The sequence below is a fragment of the Streptomyces daghestanicus genome (assembly GCF_020521275.1).
In the GTDB taxonomy this organism is placed as follows: domain Bacteria; phylum Actinomycetota; class Actinomycetes; order Streptomycetales; family Streptomycetaceae; genus Streptomyces; species Streptomyces griseoviridis.
In genome coordinates, this window is the sequence record NZ_BNDX01000013.1 from 233,913 (window position 1) to 246,917 (window position 13,005).

Consider the following 13,005-nt stretch of genomic DNA (forward strand, 5'->3'; position numbering starts at 1 on the left):
TCTTCCCCACCTCATAACTCAACCCTCGTGGAAGGGGCCGGCATGGAATTCTTGGTACTTCCCGACCACCCAAGCGGCGCTGCGGCCCTGGCGCTCACGCCAGCTGCAGAGCCGCCAACGACGAAGGTGATAGAGCACGCCTCGGGACGGCCCTGGATTGTGGGCAGCTGGAACGAAGAGGACATCGTGGTGACCGCCGTGGGCCCGCATCGCGTGGCTCTGCTCGGCCGCACCACCGTGGACGCAGCTGTCCTCGCCCGGCGGCTGCGCGACGTCCAGTCGGTGCGCGACCTCGACTTCCTAGCCGCGACGGCCGCTGGAAGCTTTCACCTCGTGGCATCAGTAGACGGAGAGGTACGCGTCCAGGGCACGCTGTCGACGGCGTGTCAGATCTACTACGCCACGGTCGCCGGAGTGACCCTGGCCGCCGACCGCCCCCAGACACTGGCCGACCGGATCGGGGCCGGCATCGACGAGGATCAGGTGGCCCTGGCTCTGCTCTCGCCCTTCGGGCCGCCGTGGCCGCTGAGCGAGCGGAGCCTGTGGCGTGGCGTGGCCTCACCCCAGGTCGGGCACTGCCTTGAGATCGGCCGGGACGGCACGGGACATACCCGCCAATGGTGGACTGCGCCGGATCCAGATCGCCCGCTGGGCAACGGCGACACGATCCGCCAGGCACTGACCGAAGCAGTGGCGAGCTGCACTGCGGGCCAGGAGGTCGTGAGCGCCGACATGTCCGGCGGCCTGGACTCCACAAGCCTGTGCTTCTTGGCCGACGCCGACGACCACGACGCCCACCTGGTGACGGTCCACTATCAGGCGCTGGGCCAGTCCAGTGATGATCGCTATTGGGCCCAGGCTGAGGCCGCTTTACCGCGCGCCCGGCACCTTCTGGTCGCCCCTGACCAGGCCCCAGACTGGTACGCGCCTCTCACCCACGCCGTCCATGACCGAGAAGGCCCCCTGACGATCGTGCGGTCCCGCGCGACCATCGAGCACGCAGCCCGGCTTGCCGCAGCCCACGGCTCGCGACGCCACCTCCAAGGCATCGGCGGTGACGAGCTCTTCCACCCGAGCCCGATGGCCCTGCACGCCCTCGCCCGACGGCATCCCCTCACCGCTTTCCCGCACTTGCGGGCCCTGCGCTCCATGCGCCGCTGGTCCCTGAACACCGCCGCCCGCACCCTCGCTTCGGCGCCTTCTTACGCACAGTGGCTGGCCACCTGCAGCAAAACCCTGACCGACGGGCACGAGTGGGAAGCGGGAGCAGACTGGGAGCCGTTACCGAAACTCCCGCCCTGGGCGACTCCGCACGCCGCGGCGACCGTCCGGCGTCAATTCCTCGCCGCCCTCGCCGCCACACCGCAGCCGTTGGCCACCCCGCCCGTCCAGCACGAGATGATCCGGCTCACCCGCGTCAACGGCAACGCCATACGCCGCAACTCCCATATCGGCGCCCACACCGGCGTCACATTCCATGCACCATTCACCGACGACCGTGTCCTGGACGCCGTTCTTGCGATACGGCTGGAGGACCGGTTAGCCCTAAGCCAGTTCAAGCCCATGCTCGGCACGGCTCTGCGCGGCATCGTCCCAGCCGACCTCCTCAGCCGCACGACCAAGGCAGACTCCAGCGCCGAGCTCTACACGGGACTGCGCCGTCGCCGCGGCGAACTCCTCAAGCTTATGGACGACTCCCATCTGGTTCGCATGGGCCTCGTCGACGCCGACATCCTGCGCACCGTCCTGCGCGGCCTGCACGCTGACACCCGGCCTCTGATGCCTCTGGACTCCACCCTCGCCTGCGAATTGTGGCTGCGTAGCCTGTCCCCAGCTGACATCGTCCAGACCACCGCCGTGGCCGTCCCCTCTCCTCGAATCGTCAAGGAAATGCGATGACCTTCGCCCTGGCACCTGAAGTGTCCGTCACAGACACCGAGCACGGTACGGTCCTACTCGACGAACGCACCGGCCGCTACTGGCTGCTCAACGGCACGGGCGCCCTTGCGCTACACGCCCTGCTCGACGGTACGTCCCCGCAAGGCGTTGTCACCAGCCTGTGTCAACGTTTCCCCGACGCCGAAACAGCCCAGGTCAAACAGGACGTCGACGACCTACTGCATGCCCTGCGCGCTGCCAAGGTGGCCGCGTCATGAGCGGCCAGCTCATTCTCGAACCGTCCACTACCGTTCCGTGGCACCAGCGCCCCGCCGCCCTGGTCACCGTGGCCACCGCTCGCCTGCTGGCGCACCTATCGCCGCGACGTCTGCGCCAGGTCCTCGAACTCGCGAGCCGCGGCGCTCGTCCAGCCAACCTGCCCCAGGCACTGCAAGCCCGCAACGCAGTCGTGTCCGTCAGCGTCGCCATTGCCGGGCCCCGCTGTCTGGAGCGATCCGTCGCCACTGCGCTGCTGTGCCGCCTGCACGGCACCTGGCCACAATGGTGCACTGGCGTGACCACTCAACCCTTCGCTGCCCACGCCTGGATCGCTGTGGACGGTAACCCGGTCGGCGAAGACCCCGACGCCATCACAGACTTCCATCTCGTGATGTCCGTCCCGGCCGGCTGAGACCCGGACCCCTACTTCAAACCCCACCTCAGTCCTCGAGCCTGCACCGCAGCTATGCCTGAGCAGATGCTCGCGACCGAGCCGGCCGCCCCCGAGTACGGCGACCAGAAGCAGGGGACCGGCCGACAGGAGACGCTGGACCTGACGGCGCTGCGGGCCCTGCGGGAGTCTCGCACGGACGTGGAAGCCTTCGACGTCACGGCCGAGCGGCTGCGCCACCTCGAGGACGCCTTCACCGCGACGGCCCGCCGGGCCCGCACCACGATGGACCGCTACGCCCACCGCGACGATGCCCAGAGGCCGCACCCGGTGCGCGAGAACGATCAGCAGGCGCACCGCTCGCAGGAGCCCGGACCGCACCGCGGCCGGGAGGCCGGCCACTGAGCGCATCCGATGCCGCGCACCCGATGCTGTGCATCGCACCGGCAATGCCGAGCATCCACTCCACCCGGTGGACTCCACCGAGTGGAGCCCACCGGCCGGGAGTGGTCGACACCGTGCTCGACATCTACTCCACTGGGGGGAGTCCACCGGCCGGAGAGTGGACGACGTCGTGCTGGAGTGAGCCTCAGCCAACTTGAAATCGCAGGTCAAAGGGCTGGTGTGACCGACCCTCGGGGTGCTCGTGCTGGTCGTCGGCGGCAGTCTGCGCAGTAGATCATTTGCCAGAGCTGGACGGTTCGCTGATTCCTGCTCGCTGGGGTCAGGCGGCCTTGTACCATCCGAGGCGCGGACCTCGAGCTGCTGGAACGGATCACCGCGCGGCGTGCAGAGCTGGATGAACGTGAGGAACTGCTCGCCAAGGAGTTGGCAGAGGTGCGGGCCCGAGAGGGACGAGCTCGCCGTCGCGGAGCGGGTTCTTGAGCGGGTGAGCGAACAGCTCGCCAACGGACGGGCCTCGGCTGCGCCGGCGCCCGGGCAGGTGGGCGGACGAGCGGTGATGCTGATCCCGCATCGAACGCCGGACATGGAGGAGACCTTGCTTCCGCCGGACTATTAGCGCATTCTGGCCACCGTGCGCAGGCGGCCGGACCGGTCATGGCCCGGCAGGTCGGCGACGCACTGGGAATCGATGTCAGCGTGCGGTCCAAGCTGGAGCCGCTGCGCGGGAAGCTGGTCAGACTCGTCGATCGCGGCTGGCTGCGCAAACTGCCCGACGGCCGCTTCACCACCCGCTTGTGTCCTGTCCCGCCGCCTGGGACCGCGCGGCGCGGGCGTACCCACGGTGCTCCCGGCGGCCGTTGGAATGCTTTGACGAAAACCAAAAAGCACGCCGAGGACACCTGCCCGCTTGTCTACCAGTGCCGCCTGCCGCTGTCCACGCGCACGGTCAACCACCTCGCCGATCTGCTGCGACTTCACCTGAAAATGGCGGAGGCTCGGTGCGGTGCGGTGCCCGGCAGCGGTGCGGATGGCAATGGTGCGGTCCCGATGCGCACCGCACCACCGCCGTCCCGGAGGTGCGGCTACCTGGTGGTGCGGTGCGCCGGGGGCGCCTCCATCGCCTGCTTCATCCCCGCGGCCTCCAGATGGCGCAGGACGTTGGCGACGTCACCGTGGTCCTCGGTGAGGATGTTCTCCGTGAAGCGGGTGAGGGTGTCGGCGATGCCCGGCAGACCGCCCAGGCACACGCCGTGGCACAGGAGCTCCAGCAGCAGCCGCCCGAGCGCGGCCGCCAGGAAGGAGTGCGTGCACGGCTCCCCGTCACAGTCGTCCACGGCGGTGATGGGGATGGTGACGCGCGCGGCGACGTCCAGCAGCTGGTGAAGCTCCGGGCCCGTGTCGTCGGCGACCGCGCAGGCGGTGTCGATGTCGTCGGCCTGCAACGCCCGGATGTAGGCGAAGGCGTCGGCGACGTCCTCCGGCTCCATCGGGGCGAGCGGCACGGTGACGGTGTTCTCGGGCATGGGTGCTTCTCACGTTCGTGCCGCCCCTGCTGAGTGCGGCGGCCTCGAAGCCACCCTCGAACTTCGGGCCTGTGGACAGAGTCCGGCCGCCGGGCGGGGGAGAGCCCTCCCCGCGCCGCCGTTTGCGGCGCCCCCCTTGTCCACTCGCCGCTACCTGCGGCATCCCCACCGAAAACGGGCAGCGCCCGGGGAGGAGAAATCTCCGTCCCCGGGCGCTGCCCGGCTTCCGGCTCAGTTCAGGCCGTAGCCGCTCCAAAATCCGCGCCGACGTTGCCGCGGATGTCTGCGAGGAACTGGTGGACCTGGTCGACCTCCTGCATGCACTCGATCAGGAACCCGGCCGCGATCCACGCGGTGTGCGCCCCAGCCCCGCTCGCGAGGCACCACCGCTTCAGGTACCGGCTCGCCACCGTTACCAGCTGCCCGGCGGCGTACGCGGAATCGCAGTCGGCGTGCTCCTCGGGCACGACGGTGAGGTAGTCGGCCAGCAGCAGCGCACCGAACTCACCGATCAGCCGCGCCAGCTCGGGCCCGTCGGCGTGGAACTCTGCCAGCGCGGCCTTCTCCTCCTCGCTGCCCTGCTCCTGCCAGGCCAGCTCCACGTAGTCGGCGGCCCGCACGACCTGCTCCGGGGTGAGCTGGGGCACCTTGGGCGACGTCGTCTCCATGACGGCTCCTTGCTGTTCGCTGGCCAGATGCCTGGTGCGCCCGGCCGATCGCCCTACGGTGCGCGCCCGGCCCTGTGGACAGAGAGCGCGCTCCGGGACACGGTGCCGACGTGACTCCGGTCACGGACAAAACCGGACTGCAAGGGGCGGTCAAGGAGGAATCGGCCGACCAGTGTCGGCGGCGGTCAGACCGCGGACAAGGGGTGGCTTCACACGGTGGCTCCGGCCCGTGCGCAGATCCGCGCGCGGGCCGGACGACTGCCGACCCGGCCCGCAGGCCGGAGAAACCCGAGGAAGCGATGACCACCGCACCCGACCCGCACACCCCGCCGGCCCCGGCGGACACCGCTGCGACGGCGAGCCCTACGACAAGCCCCGCGGCCAGCCCCGCTCCCAGCCCCGCAGCTTCCAGCCGCCGACTGACGGTTGTTGCTGATCAGACCCCTGATTCGCCTGCTCCGGCCGGTTGCAACTCCTCTTCTCCACGTACTGATGTACCTGGAGAAGCGTCCCGGCCCCGGAAGGCCGCGGCGACGAAGGCCGGCGCGGATCTCCGCGGCGAGGTCCTGCTCACCCTCGCCCGGCTGCGCCTGGCCACACCCCGCCAGCTCAAGGCGCTGCTCCTGCCACACCAGCAGGACACCGACCATGTCCGCCGCGCGCTGCGCAACCTGCTCGCCGAATCACCGGCCCTGGTCGGCCGGACCCACCGAGCCCAGCAGAGCTACTGGTACTGCACCCCGGCGGGTCTCGCCGAAGCCGCCGCTTCTGGTGAGCTCGTGCCGACGGCCGGCCGGGCGACGGGCAAGCGCATCGCGGCCAGCAAGACGGGCCTTCGCGAGCACGGCCTCGCCCTGGTCGACACCGTCATCGCCTTCCACCAGGCGGAGATAGCCCACCACACCGACTGGCAGGTGGAAGTTGCCCACCCCACTCCGGCCGGGAACCTCGTACCCGACGCCGTGACGCTCCTGGCCGACGGCTCCAGCGCGTTCGTGGAGATCGACCGCACTATGTCCTACGCTCGCCTGCTCGCCAAGCTGGAGCGCTACGACGCCTACCGCAACGCGCCACCGTCCGGGCGCGGAAACGCTGCCCGCGCCCCGCGCAACCACTGGCAGGAGACCTACGCCGGGCCGCACCTGGACCGGCGCTTCCCACTGGTGCTGTTCGTCTTCGCCCCGGCCCCGCGCCGCGCGGCCCCGGACACGAGGGAGGCCGCCTTCCACGACCGCGCCCGCCGCAACCACCAGATGACCGTGGCGACGACGACCCTGCACCACCTCACCCACGACGGGGCCGACCGGCCCGTGTGGCGGGTCGTCGGACACGGTGAGGAGCGGCGGACGCTGGCACCCAAGCCGCGGTGAGCACAGCGGGCCCGGCCTCCACCAGGCCGGGCCCGCCAGCGCACTGTCCGGCTGTCGGTGGCGGCTGGAAACCTGACCGGATGAACGGAGACGAGCAGCTGCGAAACGGCCGCGTCTACGGCACGGACCACGACGACCCCAACCCAGGCCCGCTCCCGCACCGGACCTACGCCGAACTGGTCGGCGGGCCACTGGACGGCCTGCTGCTGGACATCCACGGCTAGCGCACCGAGGGAGTCAACGACGGCGTCGCCCTGACCACCGGGCCGTCGCGGTGGCCCGGCGGCCGCGCCCCGTACGACCCGGGCCCCAGCGAACCCCGCACGCCCGGGCCCGGGAGTGAGCTGCCGCTTCTACTACTCTGGCGACACGCCCTGACGCCCGCCGGCGCTCTCGCCTGCGGCGAAGCCCTGGCCAGCCGGTGATCTCCCGTGGCAGGCTCGTGGTCTGCCAGGCGAGGGGAGCAGGGCGATGAAGGGCTTCGCGGAGACGCCAGGGGAGCTGTGCCCGGACTGCGAGGCCGGCCCGGGCCGGGAGAACGCCTGCGTCGGGGCCGGGACGCCGTACGAGATGTGGCACACCCCCGACTGCCCGCAGTGGACCATCATGCAGATCGGCTGGGAGGCAGGCTCCCGGCAGAGCAAGGAACAGGACGCGTGGGCCAGGGACCTTTTCCCGGCCGCGCACGAGTGCCTGAAGCAGGCCGCCGCCGCGCTGCCGTCACACACCCCTGCCCAGCTGTTCGACGACGCGTTGACCGAACTCGTCCAGGCCCAGGCCGACACCACCGGCTTCGTCGTTCTGCACCGGTGGGCGGAGATCCTGGAGAGGCACTTCCCGCCCCCAACTGCCGGGCCCCGAGCACACCACCGAGTCTCGGCGGCCCGCCGGAGCCGGCCCAATGTGGTCAGGCCGCGTCGCCGTCCCCGGTCGGAAGCCGGGGCCGGCGGATCCGCTCGCGTTCGACCTCGGCGGCGATGAGAGCGCTGCTCGACCGCCCTGGTCAGGAACCGGGGGAGTCGGTGATGTGGTCGAAGCCGTGCAGCAGCGGTGTCAGCTCGTAGGCGGCACCGCACAGGCTGCACAGCCGGGTGTGTGCCTGCTCGGCGACGTCCAGGACGCGCTGGAGATCGAGGACAGGCGCGCCCGGCGGCGCCTCCTCGCAGTCCGGGGCGTGCACCACAGTTCCAGCGGGCCCGCGGCGCGCGCGGACCTTCTGCAGCACCCAGCCGGACGGCCGCCGCTCCTCGACGGCCTCCCGGACCGCCGGGTCGGGTACCGGCGCCAGGCGTTCGGTGGGGACATGGTCGTAGTCGACGCCGCCGACCGGCCGCACATGCTCGGGCGCCCGGACCCACACCCGGTACTCCGCCGCCTCCACGGAGCCGTCCTCGAGGTTCCGGTACGACGGCAAGCCCACGAGGTAGGCCCATCCCCTCTCGGTCTGCCGCCGCATCCACAGCCGCGCCACGACTTCCTGCTCCCCGGTTCCAAGGAGGGGATCGGCGGGCAACACGACCCGGACCGGCGCGGGCGCGGCTTCGGCGAGGGTGTCGGAGGGCGTAGTCACAGCCCCACGGTAGACACACAGCCGGGCCCGGCCCCTCCGACGGAGGATCCGGGCCCGGCTGTGTGGACCGGCGGGCGGTCAGGGCCGGTGGGTGACGAACTGGTCGTATCAGTGGAGCCAGTCCGCGTGCTCGGGGCTGCCCGGCACGGGCACGGTGCGCAGGTCCTCGGGCAGCGTGATCTCTTCCGGTGCGTAGGTCCCGTCGTTGAAGTAGCAGGCCCAGACGACCTCGCGGGTGGCGTTGATGACGACGGCGCCCACGGCGCCGTCGTCGGCGAGTGCGCCTTCGTCCACGGCAGTACGCCCGGTCTCGATCGCCTTGCCGCTGCTGCGGAAGACCTGGGTGATCATGCCGTGGGGGCGGCTCTTGCCGGTCAGGAGGTAGAGCGCCCAGTGGGTACCGACCGCTTCCGGCCACCGCTTGCGGGCGGCCTGGCGGGCGATCCCACAGGCTCCACCCAGGTCCGCGTAGGAGGCACCTGCCCGGCCCGCGCGCGTGGCGGCGTCGACGGCCAGCTCCCGTGCGGCGTCACCGACCTCCGTGGCGACCTCCAGGTACATCAGGTGCCCGCCTTGGCAGCTGCGGACGTGGGGGCGAGCGCGTCCGGGGCGGCGGGCCCCTCGTGCTCGCTGAAACCGGGGAAGCGCATCCGCCTCTTCGTCTCGCGCCACACCAGGTCACGCACCTGCGCCTGGAAGGCCATGCTTCAACTATCCACCCCCGTGCCCCATTTGCAGTTCTGTGAGATCAGACGCACGCTGGAATAAACACCCCCAAAGCGCCCTAGGAGGGAAAAGTCATGGCGATCATAAATCGAGTACTGGAAGGCAGCGTCAGGGTCGACGGCAGGGATGCCGAAACAGTCGGATCAGATGAGTTCATCCACGAAGATCGACCCTTCAAAAAGAGGATCCTCGAAAACCAGGACACGTTCATCCCAGAGGTCCAACGGTACGCGTGGGGCGGAGAGTGCAGAGTCGAAATCGACATGCACGCCTGGCTCCATGCCAAGGAGACCCACGATTCGGCGATGCACATCTGGGGAGACACCCGATTCTACGAGGGAGATTCCGAGGACACCGGTGAGCTGGAGGATCAGGAGCACTTTGACTTCTGGGTTCCGCGGTCAGTCCAAGAGGAGACGCCTGCAATCGTGAATGTAGTGGATCTGGTGCACCCCGAGCACGTAGGGCAAGATGACTGGGCCAGAGTCACATTTGCGCTCTTCAACAGGAAGCCGCAGGACGAAGAGGACTGACTGCTGACCAGCGACACGCGCTTGATCGTGCTCCGAGGCAACAGCGCCACGGCCAAGTCGTTCTCGCCGAGGACGAGCCGGTGAACATCTGCGAGGCGCTGCCCAGCTGGCCGCGGCGCATGTCCAGCCAGGCCAGTCCGCTTCCGGGCTTGTTCATCATCACCAGCAGGTCGAACAGCGGGACCAGCGAGGGAGCTTTTTCCATCATCGGTCTGAGCTGGTCAAATGCAGGGTCAGGACGGCTTGGACGAGGCTCGTGATGCGGGTGGTCGAGCAACGGATCTTGCGGAGGAGCCGCCAGGACTTGAGGGTGGCGACGGCCTGCTCGACGAGAGCTCGGATCTTCGCGTGGGACCGGTTGACGGCCTTCTGACTTGCGGAAAGGTTCTTCCAGCGTCCCCAGTGTGGGACTCGAACGGTGCCCCCGGCACCTCGGTGTCCCTTGTCGGCCCAGCAGGTGGTGCCGGCTTCCGCGAGAGCGGCGATGGCGCCGTGTTCGCGGGCGGCCCGGATGTCGTGGAGGGCACCGGGCAGAGCAGGTGAGGCCCACAACAGCCGACCGGACGGATCGGCCAGGACTTGAGCCGTGAGTTCCGGCATCAAGATACCGGGGCTCACGGATTCTTGAACCTTGAGCAGAGGCTTGCTCCGCCTCGCAGCGTTGAAGATGGGCAGGCCGTGTCCGGCGAAGTGCAGTCCGGCCAGCGCCGGCCCGGACATCGGCCGCGGGCTGTGTCTGCTCGCCCACCGGTGATCGGTGGGCGAGCAGAGTGGAGGGGCATGGTGTCAGCGGGAGCGGACTGTGGCCCCGTAGACGTCGGTCTGGCAGAGCACCGTTGCTTCGTGTGCGGGAGCCGGCCATGCCTGGATGAGGTACCACTCGGTGACTCCGTCGGGAGCCAGGTCGACGGCGGTGTCCCGGCCGCGGGCGTGGATGCGCAGACGGTAGTGGCCGGGCCCGTTGAACGACAGAGCGGGTAGGTCTTCGTCCAGGTCGTCCATGATGCCGCGGACCATGAGGTCACCGGAGGCGGAGTGCGCGGAGACCTCGACGATCTCCTGCCAGGGGCCACTGTCGGGCGAGGGCTGGGTGGGGTGGAGGGTGACGGTGACGTCGACGTCGCCAGTGTGGATGCCCGTCATGACGGTGATGGCGCCGTCGGCGACCTGTACGAGACCGTTGTGATCCCGGCCAAGGTCGGGGCCGGCCGGTCCGTGCTCGTCGCTGATGTCGAACTGGTGGTACTGCACGGGGACGAGTCCGTTGCCCCGCTCGACTTCGTCGCTCATCTCGTAGTCCTCCGCCCGGTGGTGGCTTTCTACTTGATCCACACCAGGAACTTGTCCTTCTCGATGATCCGGTTGTACAGGTAGAAACGGCTCAGCGCCTTGCCGCCCTCCTCGTTCTGCGTTGCGTCGATCATGCGGCGGCTGAAGTCGCCGCCGCCGTGCTCGGCACCCTGCCAGGTCGACGCGAAGGGGTACTCGTCGCACTGCTTGCCCACCGGCCGTTCCAGGCTAGACGGGCACGCCTTGTTCCGGTTCTGCCGCATTTTGGTCTTGTCCGTCAGCCGGGTCAGGTAGCGCTTGGTGCCGTGCTTGCCCGGCAGGTTCTTGGTGGTCTGCGCGTACTCGATGTGCTGGGCGAGTTCGGGGTACTCGCCGTTCTTGGCATAGGCCATTTCCGGGATGTACGGCATCGTGCAGCCGGTCTTGGACGTCCCCGGAAGGGCGTTGTCGCACCGTACGGGAGGCGTCATCAGCGATAGCTCGTTGCTCGTGTTCCCGGCCTTGCTGAACCGCCACGCCGCCGTCACCTGTCCCTCGCCCTTCTGCCCCTTGGGCGAGGTCTTGATGGTGGTGTCCATGAAGAACTGGCCCACGGCGTCCTTGCTCTTGCTCATGGGCTGGGACGGGAACGTGCTCTCGGCCACCTTGCACTTACCCGCACATTTTGCCTGACCTGCGGCGTCCACGCCCTTGAGCGTTCCCGTGCTGGAGACCTCCATCAGCTCCACCTGGTAGGCCCAGGTCTTGATGTCCCGCTTGCTGTAGGCATAGGCCCGCACCAGGAACTGCATCGTGCCGGTCACCCTGCCCGTGCGCGGATGGACCTCCTGCAGGCTCCCGGGAAAGATGCCACACGCTTTGAACCGGTTGACGTACCACTTACCGTTCGCACCATTGTCGTCGCACCACGCCGGGGTGGGCCAGGCATCGACAGCAGCGCTCAGCTCGGCAACCGAAGCCTGAGGCTCCCACGACGCACAAGTCACCGACGCCTCATCGCCCGCCGCCTCGGCGGCCACCACCCGCGCCTTGCACGCGACCTCCGCGGCAGACGTGTTCACCACCGGATCGGGAGCCTGGATGTCCTCCTCCGCAACATAGTCCTCAGCCTCTGCAGCCAGCGACGCCCGCGCCGGCGGCTCCTCATCCAGCGCGGCATCCGGCACTGGCAGGGAAAGCGCGTCGTCCAGCTCCTGCGACGACTCGTCCAGGTCTTCAGGCTCCGGCACCACAGCCACCGCGTCCTGCGCGGCACCAGCAGCCTGCACAGCAACGTCCGGGGCGAAAGCAGCCCTGTCAGACGCCTGCGCGGCACTCAGGCAACTGCCGAGCACCCCCAAGGACACAGCGCCTGCGGCCAGCAGCTTCCTCAATCTCAAGTTGTTCCCCCTGCTGTTGGTCAGAACAGCGCGGACCCCTCACCTTGGCGTGTCCGCGCCGGGTCGACGTGATCAAAGCACAGTCGGCTGACAGCTTCATGCCTGACGCGTATTTCCAGCCACCGGCAAGGAACGCTTCTCATCCTGGCCGAGATCCTTGGCACCGCCTACAGCGACCACGATGGTCGTGTTCCTCGAGGGCGCCGGCGTCGGCGACCCGGAGGCGGTCCTGGACGACCCGCAGTGGGTGGAGTGGCGCGGCGGCCACGCCCACCAGTTCTCCGCCGCCTGACGGTGGCGGCGGGGGTCGGGTGCAGAACGTGCACCCGACCCCCGCAGTCGGTCAGCCGATCAGCTTGTGCAGCACGGGCACGCTGCCTTTAGCGGCCACCAGGCCCGTCGCGACGGCCGCGGGCACGGACTTGTCGTGGAGGAACACGAGGCATCCCATGACGAGGCCGATGACTGCGGCCGCCAGGAACACCACGGCGGCATGCACCGACAGCAGCGCGGTCTCCGACGGCACCCCAGCGCTGGGCGGGCCCGGCGGTCCGGATGGGGCGGGTATGTGCGGGTGCGGGTGCGGGTCCCGAGACACCGGGATTCTCCTATGAGGCGGAGGATCAGAACCCTCAGGCATCACACACCAGTGCGTGTAGGGACTGCGGAGCGGTGCCGCTGACCCCGGACAGCGAGGGCCCCCAAGGGCCCCCTCGCTCACCAGCCGTCAGGTGTGCTGCCCACCCACGCGGTCGGCCGGCCCCCGCCGTTGCGGCCCCAGTGCGGGCGCGCCTGGTCGGGTTCGGCCACGCGCGAGGACGACGACGGCCCGCTCAGGGTGGGAGCGGGCCGCGAGCTGGTGGTGCCGGTCAGGCCCTGTGTGTGCGGTTGAGCAGCATCACGGCGTACAGCGGGGAGTCCGGGAACGGCTGGCGCTCGCCGACCTTCCTGTACCCCCAGCCCTCGTACAGCGCCTGGAGCCGGGGCCGGGTG

General features: G+C 69.5%; 16 protein-coding genes and 2 pseudogenes. 8 read left to right on the forward strand and 10 right to left on the reverse strand.

Annotated features, from left to right (window positions below):
- Positions 1–42 precede the first annotated feature (42 nt).
- From Sdagh_RS25425 to Sdagh_RS25440, 4 genes are read left to right on the forward strand one after another with little or no spacing between them, the layout of a single operon-like run.
- Entirely contained in the window at positions 43–1,899 is a 1,857-nt protein-coding gene (locus Sdagh_RS25425; RefSeq protein ID WP_190078583.1) for an asparagine synthase-related protein, read from the forward strand.
- Positions 1,896–2,156 (forward strand): lasso peptide biosynthesis PqqD family chaperone, encoded by a 261-nt coding sequence (locus Sdagh_RS25430; RefSeq protein WP_190078584.1) that lies wholly within the window; start codon positions 1,896–1,898, stop codon positions 2,154–2,156. Before Sdagh_RS25425 ends, Sdagh_RS25430 begins: the two co-directional genes overlap by 4 nt.
- On the forward strand, positions 2,153–2,569 hold the full coding sequence (locus tag Sdagh_RS25435) for a lasso peptide biosynthesis B2 protein (RefSeq protein WP_190078585.1): 417 nt from the start codon (positions 2,153–2,155) through the stop codon (positions 2,567–2,569). Before Sdagh_RS25430 ends, Sdagh_RS25435 begins: the two co-directional genes overlap by 4 nt.
- 54 nt (positions 2,570–2,623) lie before the next feature.
- Positions 2,624–2,953 (forward strand): hypothetical protein, encoded by a 330-nt coding sequence (locus Sdagh_RS25440; RefSeq protein WP_190078586.1) that lies wholly within the window; start codon positions 2,624–2,626, stop codon positions 2,951–2,953.
- A gap of 612 nt (positions 2,954–3,565) precedes the next feature.
- Here the strand turns inward: Sdagh_RS25440 and Sdagh_RS25445 are convergent.
- The 3 genes from Sdagh_RS25445 to Sdagh_RS25455 all read right to left on the reverse strand — a co-directional run bounded on the left by Sdagh_RS25445 (position 3,566) and on the right by Sdagh_RS25455 (position 5,144).
- Positions 3,566–3,931, reverse strand: a complete 366-nt coding sequence (locus tag Sdagh_RS25445) for a hypothetical protein (RefSeq protein ID WP_190078587.1) — start codon at positions 3,929–3,931, stop codon at positions 3,566–3,568.
- 104 nt (positions 3,932–4,035) lie between these two features.
- A complete protein-coding gene (locus Sdagh_RS25450; RefSeq protein WP_190078588.1) occupies positions 4,036–4,476 on the reverse strand; it encodes a hypothetical protein in 441 nt (146 codons plus the stop codon).
- Positions 4,477–4,712: 236 nt separating this feature from the next.
- On the reverse strand, positions 4,713–5,144 hold the full coding sequence (locus tag Sdagh_RS25455; protein WP_190078589.1) for a hypothetical protein: 432 nt from the start codon (positions 5,142–5,144) through the stop codon (positions 4,713–4,715).
- Between the two features lie 299 nt (positions 5,145–5,443).
- On the opposite strand from Sdagh_RS25455, the gene Sdagh_RS25460 reads away from it, so the two are divergent.
- From Sdagh_RS25460 to Sdagh_RS25470, 3 genes and pseudogenes are all read left to right on the forward strand, one after another.
- The gene (locus tag Sdagh_RS25460; RefSeq protein ID WP_190078590.1) at positions 5,444–6,514 is read left to right on the forward strand and encodes a replication-relaxation family protein; all 1,071 of its coding nucleotides are present in this window, start codon (positions 5,444–5,446) and stop codon (positions 6,512–6,514) included.
- Positions 6,515–6,594: 80 nt separating this feature from the next.
- Positions 6,595–6,892: pseudogene (locus Sdagh_RS25465) on the forward strand (hypothetical protein).
- A gap of 93 nt (positions 6,893–6,985) precedes the next feature.
- Positions 6,986–7,495, forward strand: a complete 510-nt coding sequence (locus Sdagh_RS25470) for a hypothetical protein (RefSeq protein WP_190078591.1) — start codon at positions 6,986–6,988, stop codon at positions 7,493–7,495.
- 22 nt (positions 7,496–7,517) lie between these two features.
- Here Sdagh_RS25470 and Sdagh_RS25475 read toward each other — a convergent pair whose 3' ends face one another.
- The 3 genes from Sdagh_RS25475 to Sdagh_RS25485 form a co-directional block, all read right to left on the reverse strand.
- Positions 7,518–8,084 carry a DUF6233 domain-containing protein gene (locus tag Sdagh_RS25475; RefSeq protein ID WP_226535759.1) on the reverse strand — a complete coding sequence of 189 codons (567 nt, stop codon included), beginning with the start codon at positions 8,082–8,084 and terminating at the stop codon, positions 7,518–7,520.
- A gap of 108 nt (positions 8,085–8,192) precedes the next feature.
- On the reverse strand, positions 8,193–8,645 hold the full coding sequence (locus tag Sdagh_RS36750; protein ID WP_190078606.1) for a hypothetical protein: 453 nt from the start codon (positions 8,643–8,645) through the stop codon (positions 8,193–8,195).
- Complete coding sequence (locus Sdagh_RS25485) at positions 8,645–8,788, reverse strand: hypothetical protein (RefSeq protein ID WP_190078592.1); 144 nt, start codon at positions 8,786–8,788, stop codon at positions 8,645–8,647. Before Sdagh_RS25485 ends, Sdagh_RS36750 begins: the two co-directional genes overlap by 1 nt.
- A 96-nt stretch (positions 8,789–8,884) precedes the next feature.
- On the opposite strand from Sdagh_RS25485, the gene Sdagh_RS25490 reads away from it, so the two are divergent.
- A complete protein-coding gene (locus Sdagh_RS25490) occupies positions 8,885–9,343 on the forward strand; it encodes a hypothetical protein (RefSeq protein ID WP_190078593.1) in 459 nt (152 codons plus the stop codon).
- A gap of 204 nt (positions 9,344–9,547) precedes the next feature.
- Here the strand turns inward: Sdagh_RS25490 and Sdagh_RS25495 are convergent.
- The 4 genes and pseudogenes from Sdagh_RS25495 to Sdagh_RS25510 all read right to left on the reverse strand — a co-directional run.
- Positions 9,548–9,934: pseudogene (locus Sdagh_RS25495) on the reverse strand (transposase family protein); the annotation flags it as partial.
- 195 nt (positions 9,935–10,129) lie between these two features.
- Positions 10,130–10,633, reverse strand: coding sequence for a hypothetical protein (locus Sdagh_RS25500; protein ID WP_226535761.1), 504 nt, complete (start codon positions 10,631–10,633; stop codon positions 10,130–10,132).
- A 29-nt stretch (positions 10,634–10,662) separates the two neighbouring features.
- Positions 10,663–12,006 carry a NucA/NucB deoxyribonuclease domain-containing protein gene (locus tag Sdagh_RS25505; protein ID WP_190078594.1) on the reverse strand — a complete coding sequence of 448 codons (1,344 nt, stop codon included), beginning with the start codon at positions 12,004–12,006 and terminating at the stop codon, positions 10,663–10,665.
- Between the two features lie 349 nt (positions 12,007–12,355).
- Complete coding sequence (locus tag Sdagh_RS25510; protein WP_190078595.1) at positions 12,356–12,538, reverse strand: hypothetical protein; 183 nt, start codon at positions 12,536–12,538, stop codon at positions 12,356–12,358.
- Positions 12,539–13,005 lie beyond the last annotated feature (467 nt).

Excerpts from the sequence above, each read along its gene's own strand:
- Sdagh_RS36750 (WP_190078606.1), bottom strand. The coding sequence starts at position 8,645 with ATGTACCTGGAGGTCGCCACGGAGGTCGGTGACGCCGCACGGGAGCTG.
- Sdagh_RS25470 (WP_190078591.1), top strand. The coding sequence starts at position 6,986 with ATGAAGGGCTTCGCGGAGACGCCAGGGGAGCTGTGCCCGGACTGCGAG.
- Sdagh_RS25450 (WP_190078588.1), bottom strand. The coding sequence starts at position 4,476 with ATGCCCGAGAACACCGTCACCGTGCCGCTCGCCCCGATGGAGCCGGAG.
- Sdagh_RS25435 (WP_190078585.1), top strand. The coding sequence starts at position 2,153 with ATGAGCGGCCAGCTCATTCTCGAACCGTCCACTACCGTTCCGTGGCAC.
- Sdagh_RS25440 (WP_190078586.1), top strand. The coding sequence starts at position 2,624 with ATGCCTGAGCAGATGCTCGCGACCGAGCCGGCCGCCCCCGAGTACGGC.
- Sdagh_RS25485 (WP_190078592.1), bottom strand. The coding sequence starts at position 8,788 with ATGGCCTTCCAGGCGCAGGTGCGTGACCTGGTGTGGCGCGAGACGAAG.
- Sdagh_RS25425 (WP_190078583.1), top strand. The coding sequence starts at position 43 with ATGGAATTCTTGGTACTTCCCGACCACCCAAGCGGCGCTGCGGCCCTG.
- Sdagh_RS25490 (WP_190078593.1), top strand. The coding sequence starts at position 8,885 with ATGGCGATCATAAATCGAGTACTGGAAGGCAGCGTCAGGGTCGACGGC.
- Sdagh_RS25455 (WP_190078589.1), bottom strand. The coding sequence starts at position 5,144 with ATGGAGACGACGTCGCCCAAGGTGCCCCAGCTCACCCCGGAGCAGGTC.
- Sdagh_RS25430 (WP_190078584.1), top strand. The coding sequence starts at position 1,896 with ATGACCTTCGCCCTGGCACCTGAAGTGTCCGTCACAGACACCGAGCAC.
- Sdagh_RS25460 (WP_190078590.1), top strand. The coding sequence starts at position 5,444 with ATGACCACCGCACCCGACCCGCACACCCCGCCGGCCCCGGCGGACACC.
- Sdagh_RS25500 (WP_226535761.1), bottom strand. The coding sequence starts at position 10,633 with ATGAGCGACGAAGTCGAGCGGGGCAACGGACTCGTCCCCGTGCAGTAC.